At 30.3% G+C, this 24,887-nt stretch carries 25 protein-coding genes, 1 riboswitch and 1 other annotated feature; of the genes, 7 read left to right on the forward strand and 18 right to left on the reverse strand.

Annotated elements, in window-relative coordinates:
• Positions 1-14: 14 nt before the first annotated feature.
• A riboswitch (purine riboswitch) is annotated at positions 15-116 on the reverse strand.
• Positions 117-597: 481 nt separating this feature from the next.
• From CN601_RS22615 to CN601_RS22645, 6 genes are all read right to left on the reverse strand, one after another.
• Positions 598-1,368: a Cof-type HAD-IIB family hydrolase gene (locus CN601_RS22615; RefSeq protein ID WP_098172394.1), complete on the reverse strand. Its 771-nt coding sequence runs from the start codon at positions 1,366-1,368 to the stop codon at positions 598-600.
• Positions 1,369-1,444: 76 nt separating this feature from the next.
• A complete protein-coding gene (locus CN601_RS22620; protein WP_098121613.1) occupies positions 1,445-2,392 on the reverse strand; it encodes a LacI family DNA-binding transcriptional regulator in 948 nt (315 codons plus the stop codon).
• A gap of 35 nt (positions 2,393-2,427) precedes the next feature.
• Complete coding sequence (locus tag CN601_RS22625; protein WP_098172395.1) at positions 2,428-2,733, reverse strand: hypothetical protein; 306 nt, start codon at positions 2,731-2,733, stop codon at positions 2,428-2,430.
• 259 nt (positions 2,734-2,992) lie between these two features.
• Positions 2,993-3,976: an aspartate--ammonia ligase gene (asnA, locus tag CN601_RS22630; RefSeq protein WP_098172396.1), complete on the reverse strand. Its 984-nt coding sequence runs from the start codon at positions 3,974-3,976 to the stop codon at positions 2,993-2,995.
• 71 nt (positions 3,977-4,047) lie between these two features.
• Positions 4,048-4,308, reverse strand: a binding site (T-box leader).
• Between the two features lie 324 nt (positions 4,309-4,632).
• Positions 4,633-5,013, reverse strand: a complete 381-nt coding sequence (locus tag CN601_RS22640; RefSeq protein ID WP_098172397.1) for a hypothetical protein — start codon at positions 5,011-5,013, stop codon at positions 4,633-4,635.
• 232 nt (positions 5,014-5,245) lie between these two features.
• Positions 5,246-5,560: a hypothetical protein gene (locus tag CN601_RS22645; RefSeq protein ID WP_098172398.1), complete on the reverse strand. Its 315-nt coding sequence runs from the start codon at positions 5,558-5,560 to the stop codon at positions 5,246-5,248.
• A gap of 344 nt (positions 5,561-5,904) precedes the next feature.
• Between CN601_RS22645 and CN601_RS22650 the strand changes: the two genes are divergently transcribed.
• Entirely contained in the window at positions 5,905-6,663 is a 759-nt protein-coding gene (locus CN601_RS22650; RefSeq protein ID WP_098172399.1) for a DUF4397 domain-containing protein, read from the forward strand.
• 36 nt (positions 6,664-6,699) lie between these two features.
• Here the strand turns inward: CN601_RS22650 and CN601_RS22655 are convergent, their stop codons facing one another.
• The gene (locus CN601_RS22655; protein WP_373605000.1) at positions 6,700-7,839 is read right to left on the reverse strand and encodes a histidine kinase N-terminal domain-containing protein; all 1,140 of its coding nucleotides are present in this window, start codon (positions 7,837-7,839) and stop codon (positions 6,700-6,702) included.
• 291 nt (positions 7,840-8,130) lie between these two features.
• On the opposite strand from CN601_RS22655, the gene CN601_RS22660 reads away from it, so the two are divergent.
• Positions 8,131-8,520, forward strand: a complete 390-nt coding sequence (locus tag CN601_RS22660; RefSeq protein WP_098121620.1) for a YueI family protein — start codon at positions 8,131-8,133, stop codon at positions 8,518-8,520.
• A 62-nt stretch (positions 8,521-8,582) separates the two neighbouring features.
• Here CN601_RS22660 and CN601_RS22665 read toward each other — a convergent pair whose 3' ends face one another.
• The gene (locus tag CN601_RS22665; protein ID WP_098121621.1) at positions 8,583-9,932 is read right to left on the reverse strand and encodes a hemolysin family protein; all 1,350 of its coding nucleotides are present in this window, start codon (positions 9,930-9,932) and stop codon (positions 8,583-8,585) included.
• A gap of 329 nt (positions 9,933-10,261) precedes the next feature.
• On the opposite strand from CN601_RS22665, the gene CN601_RS22670 reads away from it, so the two are divergent.
• Complete coding sequence (locus tag CN601_RS22670) at positions 10,262-10,726, forward strand: MerR family transcriptional regulator (RefSeq protein WP_179865661.1); 465 nt, start codon at positions 10,262-10,264, stop codon at positions 10,724-10,726.
• 129 nt (positions 10,727-10,855) lie between these two features.
• The gene (locus CN601_RS22675) at positions 10,856-11,047 is read left to right on the forward strand and encodes a hypothetical protein (protein ID WP_098121623.1); all 192 of its coding nucleotides are present in this window, start codon (positions 10,856-10,858) and stop codon (positions 11,045-11,047) included.
• A gap of 285 nt (positions 11,048-11,332) precedes the next feature.
• On the opposite strand, the gene CN601_RS22680 is transcribed toward CN601_RS22675, so the two are convergent.
• The 4 genes from CN601_RS22680 to CN601_RS22695 form a co-directional block, all read right to left on the reverse strand.
• Complete coding sequence (locus CN601_RS22680) at positions 11,333-11,890, reverse strand: hypothetical protein (protein WP_098172400.1); 558 nt, start codon at positions 11,888-11,890, stop codon at positions 11,333-11,335.
• A gap of 438 nt (positions 11,891-12,328) precedes the next feature.
• Complete coding sequence (locus CN601_RS22685) at positions 12,329-14,200, reverse strand: hypothetical protein (protein WP_098121625.1); 1,872 nt, start codon at positions 14,198-14,200, stop codon at positions 12,329-12,331.
• Positions 14,190-16,103 carry a hypothetical protein gene (locus CN601_RS22690; protein ID WP_142317423.1) on the reverse strand — a complete coding sequence of 638 codons (1,914 nt, stop codon included), beginning with the start codon at positions 16,101-16,103 and terminating at the stop codon, positions 14,190-14,192. Before CN601_RS22690 ends, CN601_RS22685 begins: the two co-directional genes overlap by 11 nt.
• A 198-nt stretch (positions 16,104-16,301) precedes the next feature.
• Positions 16,302-16,787 (reverse strand): GNAT family N-acetyltransferase, encoded by a 486-nt coding sequence (locus CN601_RS22695; RefSeq protein WP_179865662.1) that lies wholly within the window; start codon positions 16,785-16,787, stop codon positions 16,302-16,304.
• Between the two features lie 187 nt (positions 16,788-16,974).
• Between CN601_RS22695 and CN601_RS22700 the strand changes: the two genes are divergently transcribed.
• Complete coding sequence (locus tag CN601_RS22700; RefSeq protein WP_179865663.1) at positions 16,975-17,460, forward strand: Hsp20/alpha crystallin family protein; 486 nt, start codon at positions 16,975-16,977, stop codon at positions 17,458-17,460.
• Positions 17,461-17,578: 118 nt separating this feature from the next.
• Here CN601_RS22700 and CN601_RS22705 read toward each other — a convergent pair whose 3' ends face one another.
• On the reverse strand, positions 17,579-18,163 hold the full coding sequence (locus CN601_RS22705) for an SCO family protein (protein ID WP_098172402.1): 585 nt from the start codon (positions 18,161-18,163) through the stop codon (positions 17,579-17,581).
• Positions 18,164-18,334: 171 nt separating this feature from the next.
• Between CN601_RS22705 and CN601_RS22710 the strand changes: the two genes are divergently transcribed.
• Positions 18,335-19,288, forward strand: coding sequence for an MBL fold metallo-hydrolase (locus CN601_RS22710; protein WP_098172403.1), 954 nt, complete (start codon positions 18,335-18,337; stop codon positions 19,286-19,288).
• Between the two features lie 28 nt (positions 19,289-19,316).
• Here the strand turns inward: CN601_RS22710 and CN601_RS22715 are convergent, their stop codons facing one another.
• The 4 genes from CN601_RS22715 to iadA all read right to left on the reverse strand — a co-directional run bounded on the left by CN601_RS22715 (position 19,317) and on the right by iadA (position 23,162).
• On the reverse strand, positions 19,317-20,159 hold the full coding sequence (locus CN601_RS22715; protein WP_098172429.1) for a DegV family protein: 843 nt from the start codon (positions 20,157-20,159) through the stop codon (positions 19,317-19,319).
• Between the two features lie 243 nt (positions 20,160-20,402).
• Positions 20,403-20,585: a twin-arginine translocase TatA/TatE family subunit gene (locus CN601_RS22720; protein ID WP_098121665.1), complete on the reverse strand. Its 183-nt coding sequence runs from the start codon at positions 20,583-20,585 to the stop codon at positions 20,403-20,405.
• Positions 20,586-20,759: 174 nt separating this feature from the next.
• Entirely contained in the window at positions 20,760-21,806 is a 1,047-nt protein-coding gene (locus CN601_RS22725; RefSeq protein ID WP_098172404.1) for a BMP family lipoprotein, read from the reverse strand.
• Positions 21,807-21,995: 189 nt separating this feature from the next.
• Positions 21,996-23,162 carry a beta-aspartyl-peptidase gene (gene iadA / locus CN601_RS22730; RefSeq protein ID WP_098172405.1) on the reverse strand — a complete coding sequence of 389 codons (1,167 nt, stop codon included), beginning with the start codon at positions 23,160-23,162 and terminating at the stop codon, positions 21,996-21,998.
• A gap of 208 nt (positions 23,163-23,370) precedes the next feature.
• Here iadA and trhA point away from each other — a divergent pair, with 208 nt between their 5' ends.
• Positions 23,371-23,997, forward strand: a complete 627-nt coding sequence (trhA, locus tag CN601_RS22735; RefSeq protein WP_098172406.1) for a PAQR family membrane homeostasis protein TrhA — start codon at positions 23,371-23,373, stop codon at positions 23,995-23,997.
• A 62-nt stretch (positions 23,998-24,059) separates the two neighbouring features.
• Here trhA and CN601_RS22740 read toward each other — a convergent pair whose 3' ends face one another.
• Positions 24,060-24,764: a lysophospholipid acyltransferase family protein gene (locus tag CN601_RS22740; protein WP_098172407.1), complete on the reverse strand. Its 705-nt coding sequence runs from the start codon at positions 24,762-24,764 to the stop codon at positions 24,060-24,062.
• Positions 24,765-24,887: the final 123 nt, after the last annotated feature.

The following is a 24,887-nucleotide window of genomic DNA, read 5'->3' on the forward strand; positions in this document are numbered from 1 at the left end:
AAATAGGAGAGATTATGTTATGTCATATCTCTCGTAGTCAAACTATGCGGCAGTTTGGTAGAAACTCTTGGACCGTTTATTTCCAAAATTATACGAGCGTATTAAGAATCACTATAAAATAAAAGTGACTGAACTTAATTAGCTTATATTTAGTTGTAAAAAACTATATTAAAAGTATTCTATTAAATTTTGAGTATAATATGCAATAACTATTTTAAGAGTTTTAAATATAAAATAATTCTCAATTTTCTTTCTAATGAATTATATTATAAATGGGAATAAAGGTTGGTGTTCATAGAAGGAATGGAGTTTGAAAAAGGGGAAAAAAAAGGTGTTTATGTTCCAAGTTAATAATAAACAATTTGTCTCGTTTCAACGAATAAAACTAAATTTAAAGAAAATACAGTATATGATTTAGTATCAGTAGGGTGTGTTAAAGAGGAAACAAGATTTGACGTTAATAAATTATTTTAGGATTATTATAATAGGTGTTGAAAAACAGGATTGTCAAATTAGACAATCCTATTTATTTTTGCAGTTTTTTAGTCGAGGAAGTTATTTAACTCATACATCCATTAGTTGACTTTTTCTATATAATTATATTAATAACATTTTCTTAAGTGCATTGTAAATTCCATGCTCATCGCAACTATCTGTGACTAAATTGGCTTTTTCTTTTACTTCTGTTTCGGCATTTCCCATTGCAACCCCAACTCCTGAGTGTTCCATCAGTTCAATGTCGTTCATTCCATCTCCGAAAAAGATGATATCCTCCTGCTTAAATCCATTTTCTTCTGCGATTTTTAAAATGGTTTTTGCTTTTGATCCTTCTTTCGGAATGACATCAGAGCCAAATTTATGCCAACTAACATATCTGAATTCATTGATATCATATTTTGGAAGATCTTCAGGCTTGCAAAAAAGCATCGCTTGAATAATTGAATTTTGTTCCCAATACAGATCATCAAACTCCGGAATGGTCAATCCTAGACTATCGTAGGCATTCGTTAACGAATCTCCTGGTAGCTCGAAATGTCTTTTTAATCCGCTCGCTGTTTGGAATACAATCTGATCATTGTTTTCCGTTGCAATTTTAATTAATTGCATAATAGATTGCTTTGTAAAGTTTTCCTCATGCGCCAACTCATGTCGGACATATCCAATTGATCCATTACATAAAACATAAGTATCAATTTCAAGCTCATCAACGATTGCTATTGCTGAAGTATAGTCCCTTCCTGTCGCAATCCCGATCTCATGTCCTTTTTCTTTAAGAGAAATTAATGCTTCTTTTGTACTATCTAAAAACTTCATTTCTGTCGTGAGTAACGTTCCATCAATGTCAAAAACTATAAATTTTTTACTCATTTTCTTTCCCCACTTTAAACTAATTTTTTATCTATGTTATAAATATTCTCTTTGTTAATACCACCAAAAATGTGATTTAAACAGAATCTCTTTCCACAATGCGATACGGTATTTTTACTTTTTCTGTAGACTTATTTATTACTAAGTCACAAGCCTGTGCACCAACTTTCATTAATTGGTGATCCACTGTAGATATTCCCATACCGATTCCAATTGGTTGATTTTCTTGACCAATGATCGCTAAATCACTTGGGATTTTCAATTGTTGAGACTTAGCAAATAAAAACATACCACCAGCCACTTCATCGCCATTCGCATAGATTGCAGTTGGTCTTTTCGACAATTGCAGGAATTTCTTTGCTGCCATGTAACCATCTTCTAAGGAATGACAATCAGATATATGATATTTAGGTTGAAGCTCACCAAAAATCTCAGTATAAGCTTCAATCATTTGATTTGTACTATTGCTCTTTAGCCTAGCTGTTGTGAAAGCTACCTTATAATGGCCTTTATTTTTTAATAATTGAAAGGCATCTAGATAAGAAGAATAACGGTCCATATAGGAACAGCCAATTTCCTTGTGCTGTGTATATTCACAAGCTACGATTGTTCCATATTCGCTAAAAGGAATGATCGTCTCCCAATCATTTGCTCTTGAAGCAATAATGATCCCATCATACAGCTTACTTTTTAATTTTTGCAGATATTCCACTTCTTTTTCTTTACTATAATTTGAAGGAAGTACTGTAATCAAAAAATCATTTTCTAATGCTTTATTCAAGATCCCGTTCAGGATTTGATCGAATGCCGGGTTATTGTTATATGGGAGAATCACACCGATTGTTCTTGTTTCTCCTCGAATTAAATCAATCGCATTTTTATTTGGTGTATAATTCATTTCTTCAATAACTTTAAGGACAGCTTCTCTTTTATCACTAGCAACATACTTATAATTGTTAAGCACTCTAGAAACAGTAGAGACGGATACACCTGCTAATTTTGCAATATCGTTAATATTTGCCATCACTTACCTCCCACAACAACCTCTGATGAAGAATACTACGCATTTTCTTTTAACTTCTGAAAAGCTTTTATAAAGTAAATTAGATTTCCATTGTACGCCCATCTTACCTCAATTCTGTGTTCCCCTACAATAAGGGTAGAATTTTTAATAGTGTCCATCTCTCCTTCAAACCAAAAAGACTTTTCAAAATTTATAAGTTTATTGCTTTCTATAAATAATCTTTTATTTGTTAAAAACAAGTCTCCATAGTAGATATTTTGCATCCCATCAAAAATTTCTACTAAACCTGTAATAGTAGATAGTACAAATTCGTCCTGGTGAAGATTAACTTTTCTAATCATCTTTCTTCCCCCTTTGTTGAAATTTAACTTATTTTCAATCTAAATTATGAAATGGATTTCAAGTCAAGAAAAAAAATCAAAATATTTCTAAACCACATATATAAAGCAGACTATAGTTTAAAAGCGTATAATGATTTGTCATTTAACATAAAAAAAATAGACTGCCGAAACAGTCTACATGTTATTAAATTTCAATTCTCTAATGAATATGTATAAACAAAAGATATAGAGGCATGCTTTTATTTATTGCTAATTTGTCTTAAAACAAATGAATGTTTTCCTTCTTACATGCTTCTCGCATTTCATCAGGCCATACAGAAGATTGAACTTCACCAATATGTGCTTTACGTAAGAAGTACATGCACATTCTTGATTGCCCAATACCACCACCAATTGTTAGTGGAAGCACATCTTCTAAAATGCCTTTATGAAAATTATACTCGCGTTTGAAATCTTCACCTGTCTTTGTTAGCTGCTCATCAAGTGATTCACTATCAACACGAATACCCATTGATGATAATTCAAATGAAGATTGCAATACTGGATGCCAGAATAAGATATCACCATTTAATTTCCAGTCATCATAGTCAGCTGCGCGTCCATCATGTTTTTCACCAGAACGAAGTACATCGCCGATTCCAATAATAAAGACTGCTCCGTGCTCTTTTGCAATCGCATGCTCACGATCTTTTGGTGTTAACTCTGGATATTTATCTTCTAACTCCTGGGATGTAATAAATACGATCTCTTCTGGTAAATACTTCCCAAGATACGGATATTTTTCAAACAAATGATTTTCCAATTCTTTAAAGATTCCATAAATTGTCTGTACAGTTTCTTGTAAATAATCTACTGTTCGCCATTCTTTTTGAATAATTTTTTCCCAATCCCATTGGTCAACGTAAATTGAATGCGTAGCATCAAGTTCCTCATCACGTCGAATCGCGTTCATGTTTGTATAGATACCTTCACCAGCTTCGTAACCGTATTCATGCAGTGCAAATCGTTTCCATTTCGCTAGTGAATGAACAATTTCTAACTCTTCTCCTGAATGAAGCATATCAAATTCAATTGGGCGTTCTACACCGTTTAAGTGATCGTTTAAACCTGATTTTTTCGTTACGAATAATGGTGCAGATACACGGAACATTCCAAGACGTTTTGCTAATTGATCCTCAAAAAATGTCTTAACTTCCTTAATTGCGATTTGAGTCTCTCTTACTGTCATTAATGATTGATACATGCTTATTTCCCCCTAAAATGTTTGGATGTTATAGAAAAAAGCCAACAAAAAAAGCCCTTCTTTCCCAAAAAAACTGGGACGAAAGGCTTTGGTTCCGCGGTACCACCCAAATTAGCAACAGAGGTTGCTCACTTATTCAGTACGGAGATTAGAGAGATCTCGATACTGCTCTTCTTGTAACGTCGAAGATCACGGCTAAGTCTACTTTCCTCTAAAGGATTTCGGTCAGCGACTCCAGGAGGTTCTTCATAATAGGCTTCGTATCAGGCTCACACCACCCCTGACTCGCTTTGTCTACGTCCTACTACTACTCGTCCTTTCACAGTCGTTTTGTTGTCACATCTCTGAAACATTTTATTAATAATTATTCTATACATAAATATGAAAAAGTCAATATTTTTTTAATATTTTTATTCTTTATCAAGATTTTTATTTCCATTAAAAATTGACCAAATCAAGCCATTATCGAGTTCCTTATTATTGTTTAAATCGATAATGTGTAGTGTTTCATATAACCAAGATAATGAAAGATACAGGACAAAAAGCTTTTCTTATTTTACATAAGAGAGTTCTATAGTTTGGAGGAATTCCACCTTTTTTTATGTAGTTTCAGACAATCCTTTTTCAACTAAGGCATTGCATTAGTTGAATAAAATTTACTTAAGATTCAATAATTTTTCAATTGCTATAACTAATGTTGCATCATCTTTTTTTGTCTTTCCTTCTATTTCGCTTGTTGTGAAACTCTTTAACTTTTTGTCTTGATTATACAATGTAACACTGTATACCCATCCCTTTACATCAGTATTTTTATTTTGGGCAACTTTAATATCTTTAATATCACTAATAAAATTATCAATTGCCTTCTGTTCCGTTATTACTGTGTTTCCTCCGTTCTGACCGTTAGTAATTTTAATTTTGCTGATTTCATTTAAATTTCCGTGATACAACTCTGAAAAACTCTTGTTATCCGAATTGCATCCAGATAATAATGAAAATACAAAAATACAAAGTAGTAACCATATAAATTTCTTCATATTTACACCACCTACAAATATTTTTAAGTTAATTATATCAACTTAACGTCTTGTATAATTTGGGGGAATCTCACATTTTTTCATATAAAATTAAACAATCCTTATGGTACTAAACTACCATTTTTTCAAATAAAAAAAGAGCTGATTAGAGCTCCAAAATGTTATCGAACTAACAATGTTTTAGTTACATAGGCATAATTTCTTTTTTAACCAATTAGTTTTATTAACCTAATCAATCACCTATAAATTTTACATAAGTTACCTCATTGAAAGTATATATTTTTCTCAGATCAATCAATATTTTTTCATATTCTATCTGATAAGTAGTTTGGATCCATTTTGAATATTCCTCCCACTCTTCAATAAATTGAAAAAAATCTTTTTTATTCATTTTCAATCCATAAAGATAATAATCACTTATCTTTGAAAGTTGTTTATAGGATTTCCACACTGTATTTTTTTCAAATATTTCATCATGAAGATGTTCTTCTATTACAAAGCTTTTAACAGTTTTATCTTTATAATTTACAGTTGCACTTAAAGCCATAATTTTCTCCTATACCTTTTTTAAGTTAGTATATTATTTATATCAATTTTGCTAATTTTATCAAAGCCTTATATTCTTCTATCAAAAGAATTGCTTCCTGTTACCTATTTTCAAAGAACTTACTATTCCCCTCAATATCATTTGAAGAAAAGAAAACGAATTGGCTGTTCGATTGCGCCATACGTTACCCACCAATTCATTTTAATTTCCCTCAAAAATCATTAGGTACTACTCGTTACAATCTTTTGCTTAAAGTGTTAAACAGAAAATAACTCATAATTATCTATTTATTGAATATTAGTTTAAGTGGGACGGTTGAATGATACATATAGGAGGTGTGCAATTTGAAGAAAGTAGCGCATATGGATCGTTTGAAACCAAATATAGTTAATCACTTTTCATCCTATTCAAATAACAATGATGATTTTTACCATATCAAATATCAGCAGTTTGATTCGTTTGAAAGATTAATTATAAATAATGCACCATTAAGTCATGAAAAACAGGCGATAAAAAAACAAAATTTATCCTTTATTAGACTATTAAATGTAATTCCTAACAACATTAGCATTGATATTTTTATTAATAAAAAACCATTAATTTCTAATTTATCATTTAAAAACTCGACTCATTATTTAACCATTTCTTCTGGAGTACACCAAATTGACATTTTCAAATCTGGGGATTTATCCAACCCGATACATTCTGAAGAAATATCGTTACTTGATGAGCAAAATTATACAATTGCAATTGGTGCTAACGTAGAGAAGATTTCACTTTTTTCTTATACTGATGATCTTTCATTATCTTTAGGAGAAGCTAAAATTCGTTTTATTAACTTATCTCCTAGTTCAACTAATCTTGATTTTGCTGTAAAAGCTGGGGAAGGAGACGTTGTTTTTTCAAATGTACCATATAGAAATGCATCAGAATATCTCCCAATTTCACCTATGACTGTTAATTTAGAAATAAGGTTATCAGGTACAAAATTAATTATTCTGCCGCTTTATCAATCAAAATTCCAAGAAAATATAGTATATGATTTAGTGTTAGTTGGGAGTATTGGTGGGGATTTAAAATTTGATGTTATAAAATTATATTAGTAAAATAAAAAAACTCGGGTTTTTTTCCGAGTTTTTTTATGCCTCTTTTGGCAGAGTTATGCAAAATGCTGTCCAATCCTCATCAGAAATACATTCGATTTTACCATCGTGTTTTTCTACAATTTGTTTACATACAAATAAACCAATTCCAGTACCATGATTTTTTGTCGTAACAAATGGTTCAAAAATTGTCCGTATGCTTTCTTCACTTATTTTAGGGCCATTATTTCTAATTTGAATTTCAATTTTATCTTCTAAATCGACAACTTGATAGTGAATCGTTTTTTGACCGTTGTTTTCAGCAAGTGCATCAATTGAATTCATCAGTATATTAAGTAAAACTTGGCGAAGTTCGTTTCGGAAACCTGGTATGTATATATGATTAAAAAGTCCTTCTTGTAAAATAACATTCGAATTTACAATACTTGGATATAGAAAATCAGTTATCTCTTTGAATAAATCATTTATTAAAAAGTTCTCCACCATTTGATCATGATCTTTTTTCGAAACATGAAGAAATTGATCAATTCTAAAATTTAATTGATGCAATTCATGATCTATTATGTCTAAATATTTCAATTCTGGATGATCACCTTTAAGCAATTTTACAAATCCAATAATTGAAGTAAGTGGATTTCTAAATTCATGTACAAAGCTAGCTGACATTTGACCAAGAATTGTCAGTCGTTCTTTATGTGTTTCATCTATGAAGTGCTTCTTTTCTTCAATGTCTTGAGTAATAATATAAGAATACTGTTTAACTGTAAAATAAATAAACTGATCAAAGACATAGTTTATTTTATTAATTAGTGGTTGAAGTAAGCTAATACTTTCTTCAAATTCTGACAAATGTTTAAAAAGTTCACTTCTGCCTATATTCGAGTTATACACAAAATCACCGATGTTTGCGCTAGCCTTCGCTCGTTCAAGGGCTATTTTATGTGCCAAATCAACTACTTGATCCTCATTAATTTTACCTTCAATAAATAATAATGTATAATCAATCAATTTGGTTCCATTAATGATAATCTCGGATTTAAATGGATCATCATCGCTAATTACCGCTTGAGCGACCCAATTCTTCGTTAATGTAGGCATACTTTCCTTTATGAAAGAGCTATACCTACTCTCTATTGATTTATCAATAAGGAACACCTCCAATAAAAATCTATTAATTAAATAGTATCAAATTTTTAAATATTCGTTAAGTAAAAAATAAAAATTTGTCGAATTTATTACAAAAAGGTATTATTTTTTACAATTTTCCGATTTTACATAAAATTAAAATTATAATTATAATGAAGTTAAAATCCAATTAATTTTAAAATTGGCTTTCAAAATTCTCATTATCAATCTTATAGTCAGTTATTAATAAACTAAAAGTATGAAAAAATGTCAATAATATCGTATGTAGAATAGAATAAATTTAGATACAATTAAATTAATAAACTGAAAGTAGGTTTTTTTATGGCTAGTAATAATGTTGAAGATTATTTAATTAAAGGTATCTATGGTGAAAAGCAAGTAAAAATTGAAGAACGAAACGTTTTTTTAGGCACAATTCGCGAGAGAATTGAAATTGCATTAACAACTAGTCAAGTTATGTCGAATTCAATTTATCCAAACGTTGAAAATTCAATTAAGAACAAGGATGTCACATTATTATTAAATGGTACCCTTCCTTACAATTCAATCTCAAAATATATTTTAATGGCTAAGAATAAGAATATTCCATTCTCACTTGTCAACAATCTACCCGTCCCTACCCCAATCGGACTAGTGGTGACTCATAGCAAAGCAATTGAAAAGAACGAAATTTTTGTAAAAGATGCACTTTTTAAATCAACTGATTTTTAATCACTACGGTATGTGAAATTTTAAAAATGATAGATAAAAGCGCAGCTTAATTGTTTGACAATTTAAGTTGCGCTTTCTTCTTGGCTTTCAGTTTTTTTAACTGGTTCACGTGTTAATTCAATTGATTTTATATAATGCCCATCTAGTTTAAGTACTTTAAATGTACAGTTTTGAAATTTAATAAAGTCTCCCTCTTGGACATCAAAATTTTCGGTTAAAATCCAACCACCAATTGTGTCGACATCTGTATCGTCAATATCCAAACTAAAAACATCATTGATTTCACTAATTAATACTTTACCAGCGATAATAAATTTATTTTCGTTTACTTTCGTAATATCCTCTTTTTCATCAACATCAAACTCATCTCGAATTTCTCCAACAATTTCTTCTAAAATGTCTTCAACGGTTACAAGCCCAGAAGTTCCACCATATTCATCAACTAAAATCGACATATGTATATGTTCTCTTTGCATTTTCACAAGCAGATCATGAACAGAAATTGACTCGATAACCTGAATGATCGGTCTAATATATTGTTCAAGTGTTTTTACCTCTGCATCTCCTTTGTGAAGGACAAAATCAGTAAAAACATCTTTAAAGTTTATTAATCCGACAACATGGTCTTTATCTCCATCTACAACAGGGAATCGAGTATACTTTTCTGTGCTCATAAAATGAATATTCTCATGAAAAGGTTCACGCAAATCAATTGCTGTCATTTCCGTTCTAGGTACCATAATTTCTTTAGCGACTCGCATATTAAAATCAAAGATATTATTTACATACTTAAATTCTGATTGATTAATTTCGCCACTTTTATAGCTTTCTGAAAGTAAAATTCTTAATTCTTCTTCTGAATGCGCTACCTCATGCTCCGAAGCAGGTGGAAGTCCAAATATTTTTAAGACTAGCCTTGCTGAATTGTTAAATAACCATATAAACGGATATGTAATTTTGTAAAATAAAATTAAAACTGGAGCAAACATTAACGTAATTTGTTCAGCCTTTTGAATTGCAATTGTTTTAGGAGCCAATTCACCAACAACTACATGAATAAATGTAATAATACCAAATGCGATTAAAAATGAAATCGTTTTTGTTATAGCAGGATTCAAATTCATATGTTCAATTAAAGGTGTAAATAGCTTATCTATAGTGGGCTCACCTAACCAACCTAAACCTAAGCTCGTAACAGTAATACCAAGTTGACAAGCTGAAAGATATTCATCAAGATGGGTAATTACTTTTTTAACAGCTCTTGCTTTTTTATTTCCTTCCCCTAACAACTGGTCAATTCTTGAACTTCTTATTTTAACAATCGCAAATTCTGAAGCAACAAAAAAGGCCGTAAATGCAATTAATACAACAACTAAAAGTAAATTAGTTCCAATTCCTAACAACTGAGTCATCCCTCCATTTGGAAGTGAAGGCTATCTTCATAATCTAAATTTTAAAATTAGGCTTATCTTAGTATATTCAGTTAAATAATTTGTTATCAAAAAATTTTTAAAAAGTATTTCATCAAAAGTGCAAATTAAACACCTATGTCCTGCCCTTCGCTAAAAAACAATATAAAAATAAGAAAGTTTACATAATCAGTCATTTTAATAGGTATATTAAATAAATTCGAAGTATTATAAGAACTTTTGCCGAGTCAACACTAGTTTTGTCAACCATAAAGGAAAGTCGAATTTAATAAAGAACTGTTTATATATAAATTATTAGAGGAGGAATGGCAATGTATACAACTTCTCAAGTAGCGGAACAGCTTCAACTAACAAATAAAAAAGTTTTATTATTTTCAAAAAAAGGTAATTTAGAATTAGAGAAATCCAATAATGGATATTTATTTACAGATGAACAAATAGAGCAAATTAAAGAAATTTATGAAGAATCAATTCAAGTAGTTGAATCAAAACAAATGGAAACTGACAATATTGATCTGATTAGAGAGTTAACTCAAAAATTAATCAAACTTGAAGAAAAAGTTGAAACAAAAGCAAACGAGGTTGTTTCAGTGCAAATCTTGGAACATCGCTGTGAAATAGAAGATTTAAAAAAAGTAATTGGTACTCTTGAAAATCAAGTTGACCAATTAAATGAACAAGTAACTTTACTAAAGGCTGATTTAGAGGATCAGAAAAAAATTCTAACATTTAAACCAAAAAAACGGTTTGCAATCTTATCAATTTTTGGAGTTTAACCGTAAGTTATTCAGTGCGAAAACTTAATAAGAGTTTTGAAACGTAGCAGATTTTCTCTGCTGCGTTTTTTACATACTTAAATTAATGTTGGTAAAAATAAAAATGAATGAATGAAGGGAGGAATTTCTATGCAAAAAAATGCACGTCAATTTACTCAGGATGCTACGACTGAACTTAAACACGCTATTGAATGTCTTCAATCTGCATTAGAAACTGTTGAAAAACCACAAAATCACGAAAGAATTGAACAAGCTCTACAAGCTTGTCAAACAGCTTATAATCAAACAAATCAAACTGCTTCTATTCTTGAGCAAGAATAGTGCAAATTGAAAAACTCAGGAATTCCCCTGAGTTTTTTTAGTGTGTTGAAATTATAGGTAGATAATCGGTCGAGATTAGCGAATATATTGAGTAATTCATTTCTATATTAAGACCCCGCATGCGCGCCTAGGAGACTCAGGTCCCGCCCCATGGAAAGCGAGAATCCTGTAGTTGAAATCAACATCACACCGCTTCCTCTACATTAAAAATATGCTCCTTAATTGAATAGTTCTTTTTTCAATAGACTGAAAAAACTCAGGTATAACCCTGAGTTTTTTAAAAAATTATTTATCGTAATACATCAATATTTCTTTAAATTCATCTGAATGTTTCAATAGTTTAATAGCATGCTTGATATCCAGTAAAAAAGGAACAGCAATAATATCATCACTAATTTCGAAATACTCGTCTATAGGTAAGATTTTAAACCCTACACTTCTAGCAAACATATAAAGTCTTTTATTAATTGTACCAATATACCAATCAGCGTTACTATTCATCGCATGATCATAACAAGCCAATAGAATATGTTTAAAAAACCCTTTACCTCTATTTTCCCGGGTTATTAATAACTTACTAATTTCATAGATTTCTTCATTTTGGATATATTTAATATACTTGTTTTCGGAAAAATTATAATAATATTTGTTTTTGTCTTCACTGCCAAACTCAAATTTATCAAACTCCAATGTGCCAATTAACTTTTTATCCGAACTACAAATACCATAACGAGTAACTTGATTATGCCTTTTTAAAAAAGGTATTTCGTTTTCTTCACAAAAATCTCCCCAAAGCTCGTTAAATAAATTATTCTCTTCATTTGTATGAATAACACGAAACACTCTCATTCACCCCTAAAATTCCTATATAAATATTCTTATCTTACGTCTATAAACCTATGTTTATACCAAATTTTAATAAACTCACATGAATTCTATTTAGTTATTTTGTTAAAAAAATATATAAATATCTTGAGTACATGGCTCTATTGTATGGTAAAATTTAGCTTTTGGCAACGCTTTCATAAGTAATTATGTATAAAATGTGAATTCCGAATTATAACATTATTAGTTTTGTAATATAAATTTCCAATTTAAAATAATTATTTTAATGAAATTTCATTTCTTAAAATAAGATATAGACAATGTAACGAAATGTCAAACCACAATACTTGTTGTTTAGAAAAAATATGCCCTACGCCTTTCGTTCGGTATAGGGCACTGTTTTTTCTTATAGCGTAGCTAACTTTGAACAATTTGTTCCAAGTTTACTTTCGAAAATCACTTTATTTCTTCAAGGGTTTTATTAATAATTTCAACTAATTCCCTTTCACCTACTAGCTCATAAAAATCCTCGCCCTTTTTCTTAGGGTAAAACTGAATATAAGTTCCGCAACCTGCCTCTAAAACTTTACGATGAACATTACTTCCTGGATATAAGCAAATTACTTCATTGATCGGTTTTCGCACAAATGATAATTTACCATTCACGCGTTCCACATATTTAAGTCCCCAGTATTTATACATTTGTTCCATAGCTTTTGTGTTTCCTACTGGCTGGTAAATATTAAACATAGGGCTATATTTAATTTCAAAAATGATTGATGCAACATATTCATTATTTTTTTTCCGGTAAAAATCTAACCGAATATCGGGTTTCTTAGATTCTTCACCGCTAAAAAAATTAGTTCCTTTCAACAGTGATACTTGTGGGCTTCCTTCAATGATTTCGTTATACACTAAACTAATAATCCATTCTTTGTTTTCAAGCTTTACAAAGGCACCATCCATTAGCTCATCATCTTTAATATGCATTAAAATCTGTTCAGCTAACGGTTCTTCATCATTATGAAACTTCAACTTAAGGAAAATATCGCATAATGAAAAAAAAACAAAGTATTCGTATAGTAAAAAAGTTGGCTTATAAACAGGTAAAAGCATTTGTTTTTTACCATATTCCTTTACCTTTTTATCAAACAAGCTTAACGAGTGAATAAAATTTAAAAACACTTTAGAAGGACTGGAAGGGTAATTAGACGTATCATTATCAGTCGCGATCCGAAAAATACCGATTGTATATTCTCTAAAATAAACTTCATAAAGTTTTTCTAAGGAATTCGTAATTCGTTCTTTCTCTGAAACGCTCTTCACTAATTTTTCTAGCTCGATTTCCTTTAATAATTTTGACTGTCGATATTTAGCTTTTTCCCGATCCGTAATTGATCCATTACCGACAACGTTCTGCATCATTTTTTCAATATCTCTTATTTGAAAATCGATTTGATTCATTTTATTTTTGTCTTTTACTAATTCATATTTTACAAAAGTTAATAGCGTTTCAATTGTTAATAAAAATTTGCGCACTTTATTTTTTGCATACTTGATTTCATCTAAATAATTTTCCTCTTGAACAACAGGCTGCATCGTTAAATTCGTTGCGTTTGAAATGTCTGGATGCAATAAATTCCATCTAATCGTAGTGAAATCTAATTTTTTAACTTGCCTTTTTAATTCATATTCTTTTTTTTGTTTCCGCTTTAGTTTACTAATAAATTGCTGAATAGCTACAAGTAGTCGCTCTTCATTCGCTTCGATAAAGCGAATAATTGGCCAAAAATACATAGTTCCATTTTGTGTTAAAGAAGCTGAAGATTTTTTAAAGTATTGGGAATCATTCATTATTCCATTTATTTGTTGATGTAAAGTGGCATGCATCCACTCTAATTGATCGTACTCTAAATTTTTCGGTACGATTTTAATCATTCCGTAAAAATGTTGTTCCTGATAAACAATGCAAAATTCATAATAGCCACATCTCCAAGGATATGCATTTTCCGTTTTCCCATGTTCATAAATTAGTATTCTTCTATTTTCAGAGGTGAAAATATATTGATGATCATCTAAATTTTCTTGTTGAAAATGATACAAATTGTTCCAAATGAATGTAATTTTACCGTCAAATTCACCATCAACTTGAAATAAAAACCTTTTTAATTCCTGTATTTCATAGGCAAATAAATAAGCTTCCTTTGGGTTCATTGTTAGTGCATCAAGAGAGATTTTTTCTTCTTTGCCTCTAGTTCCAACTAGAATTGCAATTGTAAATGGTAGATAAAGAGGTTCAAAAACTTCTGGACTTTCGTTAGTTGACATATCCATCAATCTCCAGCTGTTTTCTTTTCTTTTTCAATTCTTTAATAGAATTCTCAAAATCAGAAATTGATCTACCTAAATTTGATTTCATAATCATGTTTAACAGCCCTTCTTGTTCATTCCCCTCTCCGGTACCAATTAGTTCTTCTAAATTTGCAAACAGTCCCCTGACCTTCGTTAATACACGTTGCTTTACAAAAAGATCGATTGCTTCTCTACGTTCAAATTGGATATGTGAGGGCAATGTAGGGATATTAGCTAAATAATTTGATAAATCTTTTATCATTCGAGGAGAGATAATTCGTTCACTAAGCGACTGCTCAACTATTTTATTAAATTCGTCAAAAAACTTAAGCTCGTCATTTGTAAGCTCTGAAGAACTAAACGTTTTCTTCGTCCAATTATTAAAGGATTCTGCATTAATATAAATTTGAGGTACATTTTCATATATATTTTCATTACTCATTTTTTCAGCATAATTTACAAAAGACGTAGATCTAAGTGAGATGATATTAACACGGTCTAATAATCTTAAAGAAAACTCACTTGAAGTTTCATCAAAATTAACTGTACCAACAAAAATAATATTATTTCCTATTTTTACTTTAGGCTTATAATATTGGTTAATTACGACATTGTGATCATGAAACAATGTAATAACTCTCTTATCTTGTGGCATTTCTAAAATTGATAAAAATTTACTAAACCAATGTTCAATTTGAGAAAGATTCATCTCATCAAAAATCACCATATACATCCTGTGTGGAAATTGCTCTGCCTCTATAAGTAATTTTGTTAAACCAGTCTCTGAGTCTATATAGATTCCTGTTGCCGGATTTAAATAGCCTAATAAATCGTAATGTTCTCGATAAGATGGAGAAATTGGAACAAAAAGTAGCTCTTTTCCAAACTCCAGTCCTAAAGTTTCACCATAAACCCTTGCTAGCTGTGACTTCCCTGTGCCGCTGACTCCACCTAATATTGTCAATGCCTGGAACTTACAACATATATGAAAATTTATGATGTCTTTTTTTTCATATAATAAGCCTTGCTGCAAGCAATTTTGATAAAACCTTTCAATGAACGCATTTTCAGAATCACTACTCCATTCAATTGGAAATGGTTGTTTCTCAGTAAATTCTTGAGTATAGATCAGTTCTCTACATTCTTTTTTAAAGTCCTTTTTCAGCTCATCCCACTGTTTTTCCGGGATAAAATAAATTAAATTATTTAAATGAATAAAAGACTTTTTCAGTTCATTTTCATCATATTCTTGAAAAGTAACTTCATTTTGCTTTTCTAAGTAACTGATATCATTCATCATCGATTTTAAAAATAAATTTCCATATAGTCTATTTTCATAAAAAATAAATTCGGGTTGTTCAAAGTCATTAAAATATTTTGGTAGATGAATTGGCAAGGATCCTTTTATTAACCGATTTTCCACCTCTTCCCGTTTACCATCCCCTCTAAGTTCAATAACTGGTAAAAGATGATAGAATGAATCTCTTTTCCCATCAAAAAACTCAACTAAATCTGCTGTAATTACTTCATTCGCATATTCTAAACGAAACATGACTAACTTAGAATCAAACACCTTTTTTAGTCCGTCAATTATATCGTCTTTTTTCTTACTTTTAATCCATGGTTTTATTTTACTTTCATTATTTTTATTTGCAGTTGTCCCTACAAACAGCACGTCTTGAGTCGAAAAACTAGCCTTTAATTTTGATGGAATTGGAGATAAGCATTCTACATAAAAACGAATATGATCTTCATCCTCATAAAAAAGCAAACTCTGCTTTTCTTGATCCACTACTCTTTCTGTAACAATTTTTCCAAGAAATAAGAAATTATGAATTTTTTTCACTAATTTCTGGGTCAATGCGCGTTTTAATTTCAAAGTCATTTCCCCCACTTTCCGACATTTCTCCTACATTTTACGTTCAAAGTAAAGAAATTATGAATACTACGGCCTTAATACAAATAAAAACACCTAGGAAATCCTAGATGTTTAAATAGTAGACAAAGTATAAAATCAAGTTGTTGTTAATTGTTGCTTCTAATGTAATTTGTATAAGTTAAATAAATTGAAAAAGTCCTAAAGCATTAATTGATAATAAACAATATCTAACCATTGATTAAACTTCTGGCCAACTTTATAAAAATGTCCAACCTTTTGATATCCTAATTTTTCATGCAATCTTTCACTAACTTCATTTCCACTAGTTATACATGAAATAATTGTATAATGACCTAATTTTTTAGCTGTTTCGATCATCTCAACCATTAATGCTTTTGCTAACCCTTTACGGCGATGATCTGTATGGATATAAACAGATAGCTCTACAGTATGTTTATATGCATCTTTTTCTTTAAATTGTGTTATGGAACAATAACCAGTGACGATTCCATTCTCTTTAGAAACAATAACTGGATAAAGTTCTGGATGATTATGAAACCATATTAGCATTTCCTCTTCCGTTTTAATTTTCGTGTCAAATGTAGCAGTTGTGTTCATGATTGCGTCATTATAAATTGTTACAATATCTTTTACATCTTCTTTTGCTGCAAATGTTAGTTCCATTAAACTTCCTCTTCTCATTTATTAATTTTATTTTCTTATTTTACATTATAATAAACTTTTTCAACTAATGGTTTTATCAATTCTGGCTTATCCTGATTATTTTCTTTATCTTTTTTCACGTAATACCTGCACCTATATTAGGCTCATTACATATACTGCGTTAGTCGGAATGTTAGGAGGTATAAGTATGAGTGAAAAAGAAAATAACAACACTCCAGATGAAAAACAAAGCCATTCATCTATTGATTTACAACATTATTTAAAAAAGGTGGATGATTTAATCGATCAATCCCCTATTAGAGGTCTTTTTGATGAAATTGATAAATTCTTCCATAAACACGGTGTATTTTCTTCAATTGGAGTAGAAATCATCGAAAATGGAGAAGAGCTAATTATTCAAGCAAGTATGCCTGGTGTTAGCAAAGAACAAATTTATATGGACTTAGAAGGAACAATCTTAACAATAGGCTTAAAAGCTGATACGACTACTGAAGTTTTAAACGATCAAACAAACTACTCATATAAAAAATATTCTTATAGCCAATCACAACGAATTGTTAAATTACCATACCCAATCAATGCAACGACAGCGGCTGCAATTTACGAAAATGGAATGCTTGTCATAAAAGGTACAAAATTACCAGAATACCAAAAACAAATCTTTTTAGACTAAAATGACAATTTAATCATTTCAATTAGCTAGCAAAAACTAAATTAAATAATAAAAAAACTGAGTATCTTTTAAGTACTCAGTTTTTTATTAAATCATATTTTATTTTAACATTTAACCATTATTGCCCGTTCAATGTTTTAATATCTGACAAAATGTCATCAAATGGCACATTACTTACACCGCTGTAATCTTTCACAATCTTGCCTTTTTGATCAACTAAATAAAACATAGTACCATGAATAACTTGAGAATTGTTTTCTGGTTTTTTAACAATTGTTTTAAAATTTTCTGAAGCAAATTTTTCGATATGATTTTGAGAATAACCTGTTAAGAAGTTCCAATTACTAAAGTCAGCATTAAATTTATTAGCGTATTTCGTTAATAATTGTGGTGTATCAACTCCTGGATCGATACTAAACGATATAAAGTCCACGTTCAATTTCTTTTCTGCTGCCTTTTGTTGTAATTTTGCCATATTTGCTGTCATCGGCGGACAAACTGTTTGACAACTTGTAAATATGAAATCAGCTAGCCAAACTTTACCTTTTAAATTCTTTGTACCAAATGACTGATTTTCTTGATTTTTGTATGTAAATTTCTCTAAATCCCAATTTAAAGGATTATCAAGTTTATTTCCACAACCACTTAATAATGAAAGACATAAAATCACTATTAATGTCATGAATAACCTATTTTTCTTCATATTTCTCCCCCTAAGTTGCGTTGTACTCGTCCATTGTATCAAAAATGGCTTACTCTTTTCTAATATTTTAAATTAATTAACATATAAACTTTAAATTTTTCAAAAGATAATTTTACAAACTAAAGTTACACTAATCATGTTGATTAATAATCTTCGAAAGGATGACTGATCATGGCAAATAAAAAATACAAAAACTTAGACACGAGTTATCGTAAAACTTTTAAAGATTATGTCAAATGCGGAATTGAAAGAAGTAAAAAAAGAAAAGATTACAGCAGTACAATTCAACAAAGTAGTCAAAAGGAAATCTCATTTTTAAAAGAAAATCGTCATAAAACAACTATTACATGGATTGGACATTCTACTTTTCTAATTCAAATTAACGGAATCAATATTTTAACTGATCCAGTTTATGCGAATCAAATGGCTTTAAAAAAACGTTTATCAAATCCAGGGCTATCTTTATCCGAATTACCTCCAATTGACATAATTTGTATCTCACATGGTCATTATGATCATCTTGATTTTAATACATTACGCCATTTTCCAAAAAACACATTGTTCATTTTACCAATAGGTTTAAAGGAAAAGTTTCATAAACGTGGCTATCATAACGTAAGTGAAATGAAATGGTGGGAATCAAAAAACTATTCTGGAATTAATATTTCATTCGTCCCTGCACAACACTGGACGAAGCGAACATTATTTGACAGAAATAAATCACATTGGGGTGGGTTTGTTTTCAAAACATCTACAGAATGCTTATATCACGTTGGTGATAGTGCATATTTCTCAGGCTTTAAAGAAATTGGGAAAAAATTTAAAATTGATACAGCGATCATCCCAATTGGAGCATATGAACCTGAATGGTTTATGAAATACAACCATATGTCACCTGAGGAAGCTGTGCAGGCGTTTATCGATTTAAATGCAAAATTATTTATCCCAATGCATTACGGAACCTTTAAACTTGCAGATGACACTCCAATCGAAGCATTAGAGCGATTATGTTCTGAATGGAAAAGAAAGAAATTAAAAACAGAAAAGCTTAAAATATCTTTACTAGGCGAAACAATACTGCATTCTAAAATACTTAATAAAAAAGAAGAAGCCATTTTTTATTGAGGCTTCTTCTTTTTAGTATGAAAAAATATTATTCAGCGTAAAAAACAAACCCAATTGCACCTTTACCTGTATGTGTGCTTATTACTGGTGTCGTATAACCAGTTTTATCTAATTCAAAATTTGAAAATTGTTGAATTGAATTTCTAAGAGCATCTGCAAGTTCTGGAGCATCTGCATGGGCAATTCCTACGCCTTTAATCGTTTTTCCATTTGTATCTTGCTCAAAATACTTCGTTAAAGTTTTTACGACCTGTGGATGGCTACGCACCTTTCCAACTGGAGAATAAACGCCTCCATCAAGTGATGCGATTGGTTTAATATTTAATAATGAACCAATAAATGCTTTACCCTTCCCAATTCTTCCGCCTTTAACTAAATTTTCAAGTGTATCTACCATTATATATAAATATGAATTATTTTTAATTTCCGTAATACGTTTAACGATTTCTTCTTTTGTTGATCCGTCTTCTGCCATTTTTGCTGCTTCTATTACTTGAAAAGCCATTGCTCTTGTAATAAATGCTGAATCTATTACTGTAACATCACCTTCCACCATACCAGCTGCTACACATGCAGTTGAATAAGTACCACTTAAACCACTTGATAAATGAATTGAAATAACTTTACTACCATCAGCTGTTAATTTTTCAAATGTCTCTACAAATGTACCAACAGCTGGTTGAGATGTCTTTGGCAATTCGACTGTTTGTTGCATTTTATCGATAAATTCCTTCGGTGAGATCGTAACACCGTCTATATAAGTTTCACCATTTATTTGAATTGATAATGGAATTACTGTTATATTTAAATTTTCAATTTCTTCTTTTAATAAGTCGGCCGTTGAGTCAGTAACAATCTTAATATTCGCCAATTGATTCACATCTTTCTCTTCTAAAATTCTACAAATTTTGCAAGCTAACTTATTATATCATTTTTATTTTCAGTTAACAGTAACTATTAAAATTCCATTAAAAATTCAAAATTTATTAAAAAATCGTATTGACTTCAGAGAAAAATTAGGTAAGTGAAGCGATAAACTATTAGAAGGGACATTCAAATTGACCTTAATAAAATAAAAAAACTCGGTACTAGTCCGAGTTTTTTAGTAATTTATTTACTTTTTCTTCTCATCTTTATCTTCTAAAAGATCATTTGTAAGGCCTTGTGTAGAACGCTTAAATTCTCTAAGTGTATCTCCAAATGCCTTTCCGATTTCAGGTAATTTTTTTGGTCCAAATATAATTAAAGCTAAAATTAGAATTAAAATTAAACCTGGAAAGCCTATGTTAGCCATTATTTTCCCCCAACTTCCATCCACTATTAATAAGTAAGTACCAAACTTTCCTTATATAGTAATATTGTCAAAAATTTGTCCATTCGTCAAATAATTTCAAGGATTTTTATAAAATTTTAATAAGTATTAAGATTTAGTTTACATAATAATATTATTTCCATTTTATCCGCATTTTATTTAAGTTAAATTTTCTTTGAACTTCAAGTATTCATTTTCATTACTTGGTACAACAATACTACCTGATTCAATTTTATCTTTATATTCTCCAACCTTTAATAAAATGGGGTCCTCTACATTATTTTTAGCCCATATTAACCTTATGCCACCTTCATTAAGCCCATAAATTAATGTTTTATCACCATGAAATTCATTTGTTTTTGCTTGCTTAGCTAAATCATATACAGCTTGATCAATTTTTTTTACAATGGAGAAAAGAGTTACATTTTCAGGTAAACCTTGTTTATATTCGTTTTTGTTTACTCCAATAACCCACAATTCTCTTTTATTTGATTTCTTTATTTTTTTGGCAGTATTAAAAACACCCTTACTTGTTAAACCTGCGACAGGAAAAATAATATCTACATTTTGATTAAAAAAATCGGTGGCTATTTTAGAACCTTCTTTTGGATCACTAAAAGTATCAGAATAAGCCGTAAAAACTTCGATGTCTTTATTGATCGATTTAACGCCAGAAATAAAACCATATTTATAACGGTTTATTATTTCATTGTCGACACCGCCGATAAACCCTAATTTTTTTGTTTTTGTTTTCATAGCCGCAATTACGCCTGCTAAAAAGCCTCCATCTTGTTCTGAAAAATTTATACTAATCACATTAGGTAAATCGACCCTTGAATCAATTAAACCAAAATTTATATTTTTATATTGCGTGGCAACTGTATTCATGGAATTAGTTAAATTACTTCCGATTCCAATAATTAAATCATAATTTGAATCTGCCATTTTGCTTATTTTCTTTTCAAATTTTTTAGTACTTGTTGTTTCAATGTAATTATAATCTTTATCTATTTTTAGCTTCTCCTCTTTTGCAAATTTAGAAATCCCTTTCTTTGCAATTGAGTTTAAATAACTATCATTTTTACCATTAGAGTTTGATACGATCCCAATTTTAAATGAATCACCAGAATTTTGTTTAACACTGCAAGCCGAAATAACGACTGCAATTAACATCGTGAAGATTAATGCAGTCCTTTTTTTATACAAATCATTCACCTCATTCAAATACAATTATTTCTAGTATGAATTTCGGTTAATTCTTTTATTCGTCTCTAAATGCAGGTATTAGGAAATTAAAGGTTTTTAAGACAAAAGAAAATTATCAACTAGGGATTCAAAAGAGTATTAAAAAAGTAAATCCTTTCCTTGGACCGCTCTCAACCCATTAACCCCCAACTATTCAAATGTTCCTTTGACTAATAACTCATTATTTCGCATCATGATTTTACCTTTTGATATAACGCTTTCAATTTCTAAAGTAGTTTTATTTAAAAATACTAAATCAGCATCGAAACCATTTTTGATTTGACCCTTTTGTAATTTTAAGATGTTGGCTGGATTGATTGTGATGACACTAATTGCATCTTCAATCGAAATACCTTCGATTAAAATAGCATCCTTCACTTCGCTATATAAACTACTTACTCTTCCAACTTTCATTCCTCTTAATTTTCCCTTTTCATCAAAATCAGGGAGACTTCCTTGTCCATCAGATGTAAATGTAATTTGTTCAATATTAACTCCAGAGTCGAGCATTCTTTTTAAACCTACACTACATTTGACTTCACCATTATTTAAAAAGTGTGGAATGGAGCTTGTTGTAAAATCTACAAATCCACCATTTTTTGCAAAATTTATCCCTGCTTCAAATAAGTAACTATTTCGGTTAATATGCGTGGGATAGAATTGAGTGATTGGTAATTCAGTTTCATCTACAATCTCCTCAATCATTGATAGCATTTTTTTACTATCCCCTATATGTACATTCACAACACCAGCTTTTCCAGAAAGTAACCCTCCATTTCGAGCTTGTGCTGCTATTCTTGCAAATTCATCCTTTGTCGGTTGAGAAGATCGATGGTCTGAAATTGCAATTTCCCCAACACCAATAATTTTATCAATAAGGATGATGTCTTCTTCAATTTTAGGAAATAGTGTTTTAACAGGTGTTTGGTATGAGCCTGTGTAGACAAACGAAGTTATTCCTTCTTCCTCTAAAGTCCTACATTTCGCAAGTAAGCTTGCCATTGTTCTCGTTGTTCCATCTGTACCAAGCACCCCTACTACCGTAGTGATTCCACCTTTTATACAGTCAGATAATAATAATTCAGGTGTTCTAGTTTTAAACCCACCTTCTCCTCCACCTCCAATAAGATGAACATGTGCATCAATGAAGCCAGGCACAATATAGTAGTCAGTTGCATCCAATATTTGTATAGGCAGATTAGCTGAAGTAAAGTTTATTTCCTCATGAACATACTCAATTTTTTCATTCGAAATTAAAATATCGTTTTTACCTATTGATTTGGGTGTAAAAATTTCTCCATTTTTTATGAGTAACATATATACCTCCAATGATCTAAATCGGTTTAATTTCAGATTAACATAAATGGCTGTTTTAGGAATCTTTGTTGCTTTTAAAAGCTAATTAAAAGCTGTCTTCCCACAAAGATTACATACTACTAACAAAAGTTGAAAACATTAAATCTCTACATTTGTTCATAATACTCTCATGGATAAAAATGATTCAATTAATATAGGAGGCATTTTTATGAGTAGAGCAATGAAAGAAGAATTAGCAAATGCAATTACTCACGGAGTCGGCGCAATCCTGAGTATTCCAGCACTGTATTATTTAATTAGTAAAGCGCTTAATAACGGAACGCCTTGGCATTTATTTTCTTTTACAATCTTTGGATCTTCCATGTTGCTCCTTTATATTTGTTCAACTTTACTTCATAGTGTAAAAGACCCGAAGCTTATTAAAATATTTACCATACTAGATCACTCAGCTATTTATTTATTAATAGCTGGAACATATACTCCATTTTTACTCATAACATTAAAAGGGAAAATTGGTTGGTCGTTATTAACTATTGTTTGGGGATTAGCCGTTTCTGGTGTAATCTTTAAATTTATATATGTTAATCGGTTCGAATTATTTTCTACAATTGTTTATTTAATAATGGGTTGGCTAATGATGTTTGCAATTAAACCTATTTATGCTGGACTATCTGGAATTGGATTTTTCTACTTATTATTAGGTGGATTATTTTACTCTATTGGCACGATTTTTTTTCTCGTAAAGCGTTGGCCTTATAGTCATGCAATATGGCATTTATTTGTTTTATTAGGAAGTGCCTCGATGTATTTTTGTATTTTTAAATTCGTTGTTTAAAAAAGCAGGTTGAAAAACAAAGTAGAAAAGCGCTCAAATGATAAATTGAGCGCTTTTGTTGATTATTCGATAATCTCTTTTATATATTTAGTTAGTTCTTTAGAATCAGTAATGCCGATTTGTTCAGGATATACCGGCGGAAATACTTTAAGCGTCACATTTGCTGGTTTAATTCGATTTCCATTTGCCTCTAAAATATTATATGTACCTTCAATTCTAACAGGAATTACTGGAACTCCAGATTTAGTTGCTAAATGAAGGCTTCCTGATTTAAATTCACCCATTTTACTACTCTTACTTCTAGTACCTTCTGGAAAGATAACTAATGAATGACCATTTTTAAGTTTATCAACACCATCAATTATGGCTTTAAGTGATTGTCTTCGATCGCTTCTGTCCATAAAGACACTATGCATTTGTTCCATCCAGTCTGGAACGATTGGTAGTTTTTTTAATTCGACTTTTGCAATAAATCCAATTGGCTTTTTTAAATATCCTAATAGTAGGGGAATATCAAAATTACTTTGATGATTACTAACAAATAATACACCTTGGTCTTTTGGAATATTTTCTAATCCTTCAACGGTTACTTTACTACCAGTACAACCAATCATCATTTGACCAAAATAGTCAGGAAATTCATGCATTCTACGGTCTCTTTCACTTACTGGCAAATCTTTTGGTAATTTTTTTACTGATGATAATTTTAGCTTGGCTTCAATTACACCAATTACAATGCGTGTTGCAGCATATATTGTGCGAAACATACTATTCCTCCGATAATTGAGTATGTTAATTATTATACAAAATGCCCAACCACTTGAAAAGTATTATTCATTTTGTTTATAAATGTAAGGTAATTTAAAGACAGAGGCTTAGTTGGGATCTAC

Origin of the sequence: Bacillus sp. AFS017336, assembly GCF_002555445.1 — a bacterium.
Taxonomy (GTDB): Bacteria; Bacillota; Bacilli; order Bacillales; family Bacillaceae_G; genus Gottfriedia.

What these genes read in the sequence shown, in the direction of transcription:
- CN601_RS22615 (WP_098172394.1), bottom strand. Translation starts at nt 1,368, where the DNA reads ATGAGTAAAAAATTTATAGTTTTTGACATTGATGGAACGTTACTCACG.
- CN601_RS22620 (WP_098121613.1), bottom strand. Translation starts at nt 2,392, where the DNA reads ATGGCAAATATTAACGATATTGCAAAATTAGCAGGTGTATCCGTCTCT.
- CN601_RS22625 (WP_098172395.1), bottom strand. Translation starts at nt 2,733, where the DNA reads ATGATTAGAAAAGTTAATCTTCACCAGGACGAATTTGTACTATCTACT.
- asnA (WP_098172396.1), bottom strand. Translation starts at nt 3,976, where the DNA reads ATGTATCAATCATTAATGACAGTAAGAGAGACTCAAATCGCAATTAAG.
- CN601_RS22640 (WP_098172397.1), bottom strand. Translation starts at nt 5,013, where the DNA reads ATGAAGAAATTTATATGGTTACTACTTTGTATTTTTGTATTTTCATTA.
- CN601_RS22645 (WP_098172398.1), bottom strand. Translation starts at nt 5,560, where the DNA reads ATGGCTTTAAGTGCAACTGTAAATTATAAAGATAAAACTGTTAAAAGC.
- CN601_RS22660 (WP_098121620.1), top strand. Translation starts at nt 8,131, where the DNA reads ATGGCTAGTAATAATGTTGAAGATTATTTAATTAAAGGTATCTATGGT.
- CN601_RS22665 (WP_098121621.1), bottom strand. Translation starts at nt 9,932, where the DNA reads ATGACTCAGTTGTTAGGAATTGGAACTAATTTACTTTTAGTTGTTGTA.
- CN601_RS22670 (WP_179865661.1), top strand. Translation starts at nt 10,262, where the DNA reads ATGTATACAACTTCTCAAGTAGCGGAACAGCTTCAACTAACAAATAAA.
- CN601_RS22675 (WP_098121623.1), top strand. Translation starts at nt 10,856, where the DNA reads ATGCAAAAAAATGCACGTCAATTTACTCAGGATGCTACGACTGAACTT.
- CN601_RS22685 (WP_098121625.1), bottom strand. Translation starts at nt 14,200, where the DNA reads ATGTCAACTAACGAAAGTCCAGAAGTTTTTGAACCTCTTTATCTACCA.
- CN601_RS22695 (WP_179865662.1), bottom strand. Translation starts at nt 16,787, where the DNA reads ATGGAACTAACATTTGCAGCAAAAGAAGATGTAAAAGATATTGTAACA.
- CN601_RS22700 (WP_179865663.1), top strand. Translation starts at nt 16,975, where the DNA reads ATGAGTGAAAAAGAAAATAACAACACTCCAGATGAAAAACAAAGCCAT.
- CN601_RS22705 (WP_098172402.1), bottom strand. Translation starts at nt 18,163, where the DNA reads ATGAAGAAAAATAGGTTATTCATGACATTAATAGTGATTTTATGTCTT.
- CN601_RS22710 (WP_098172403.1), top strand. Translation starts at nt 18,335, where the DNA reads ATGGCAAATAAAAAATACAAAAACTTAGACACGAGTTATCGTAAAACT.
- iadA (WP_098172405.1), bottom strand. Translation starts at nt 23,162, where the DNA reads ATGTTACTCATAAAAAATGGAGAAATTTTTACACCCAAATCAATAGGT.
- trhA (WP_098172406.1), top strand. Translation starts at nt 23,371, where the DNA reads ATGAGTAGAGCAATGAAAGAAGAATTAGCAAATGCAATTACTCACGGA.
- CN601_RS22740 (WP_098172407.1), bottom strand. Translation starts at nt 24,764, where the DNA reads ATGTTTCGCACAATATATGCTGCAACACGCATTGTAATTGGTGTAATT.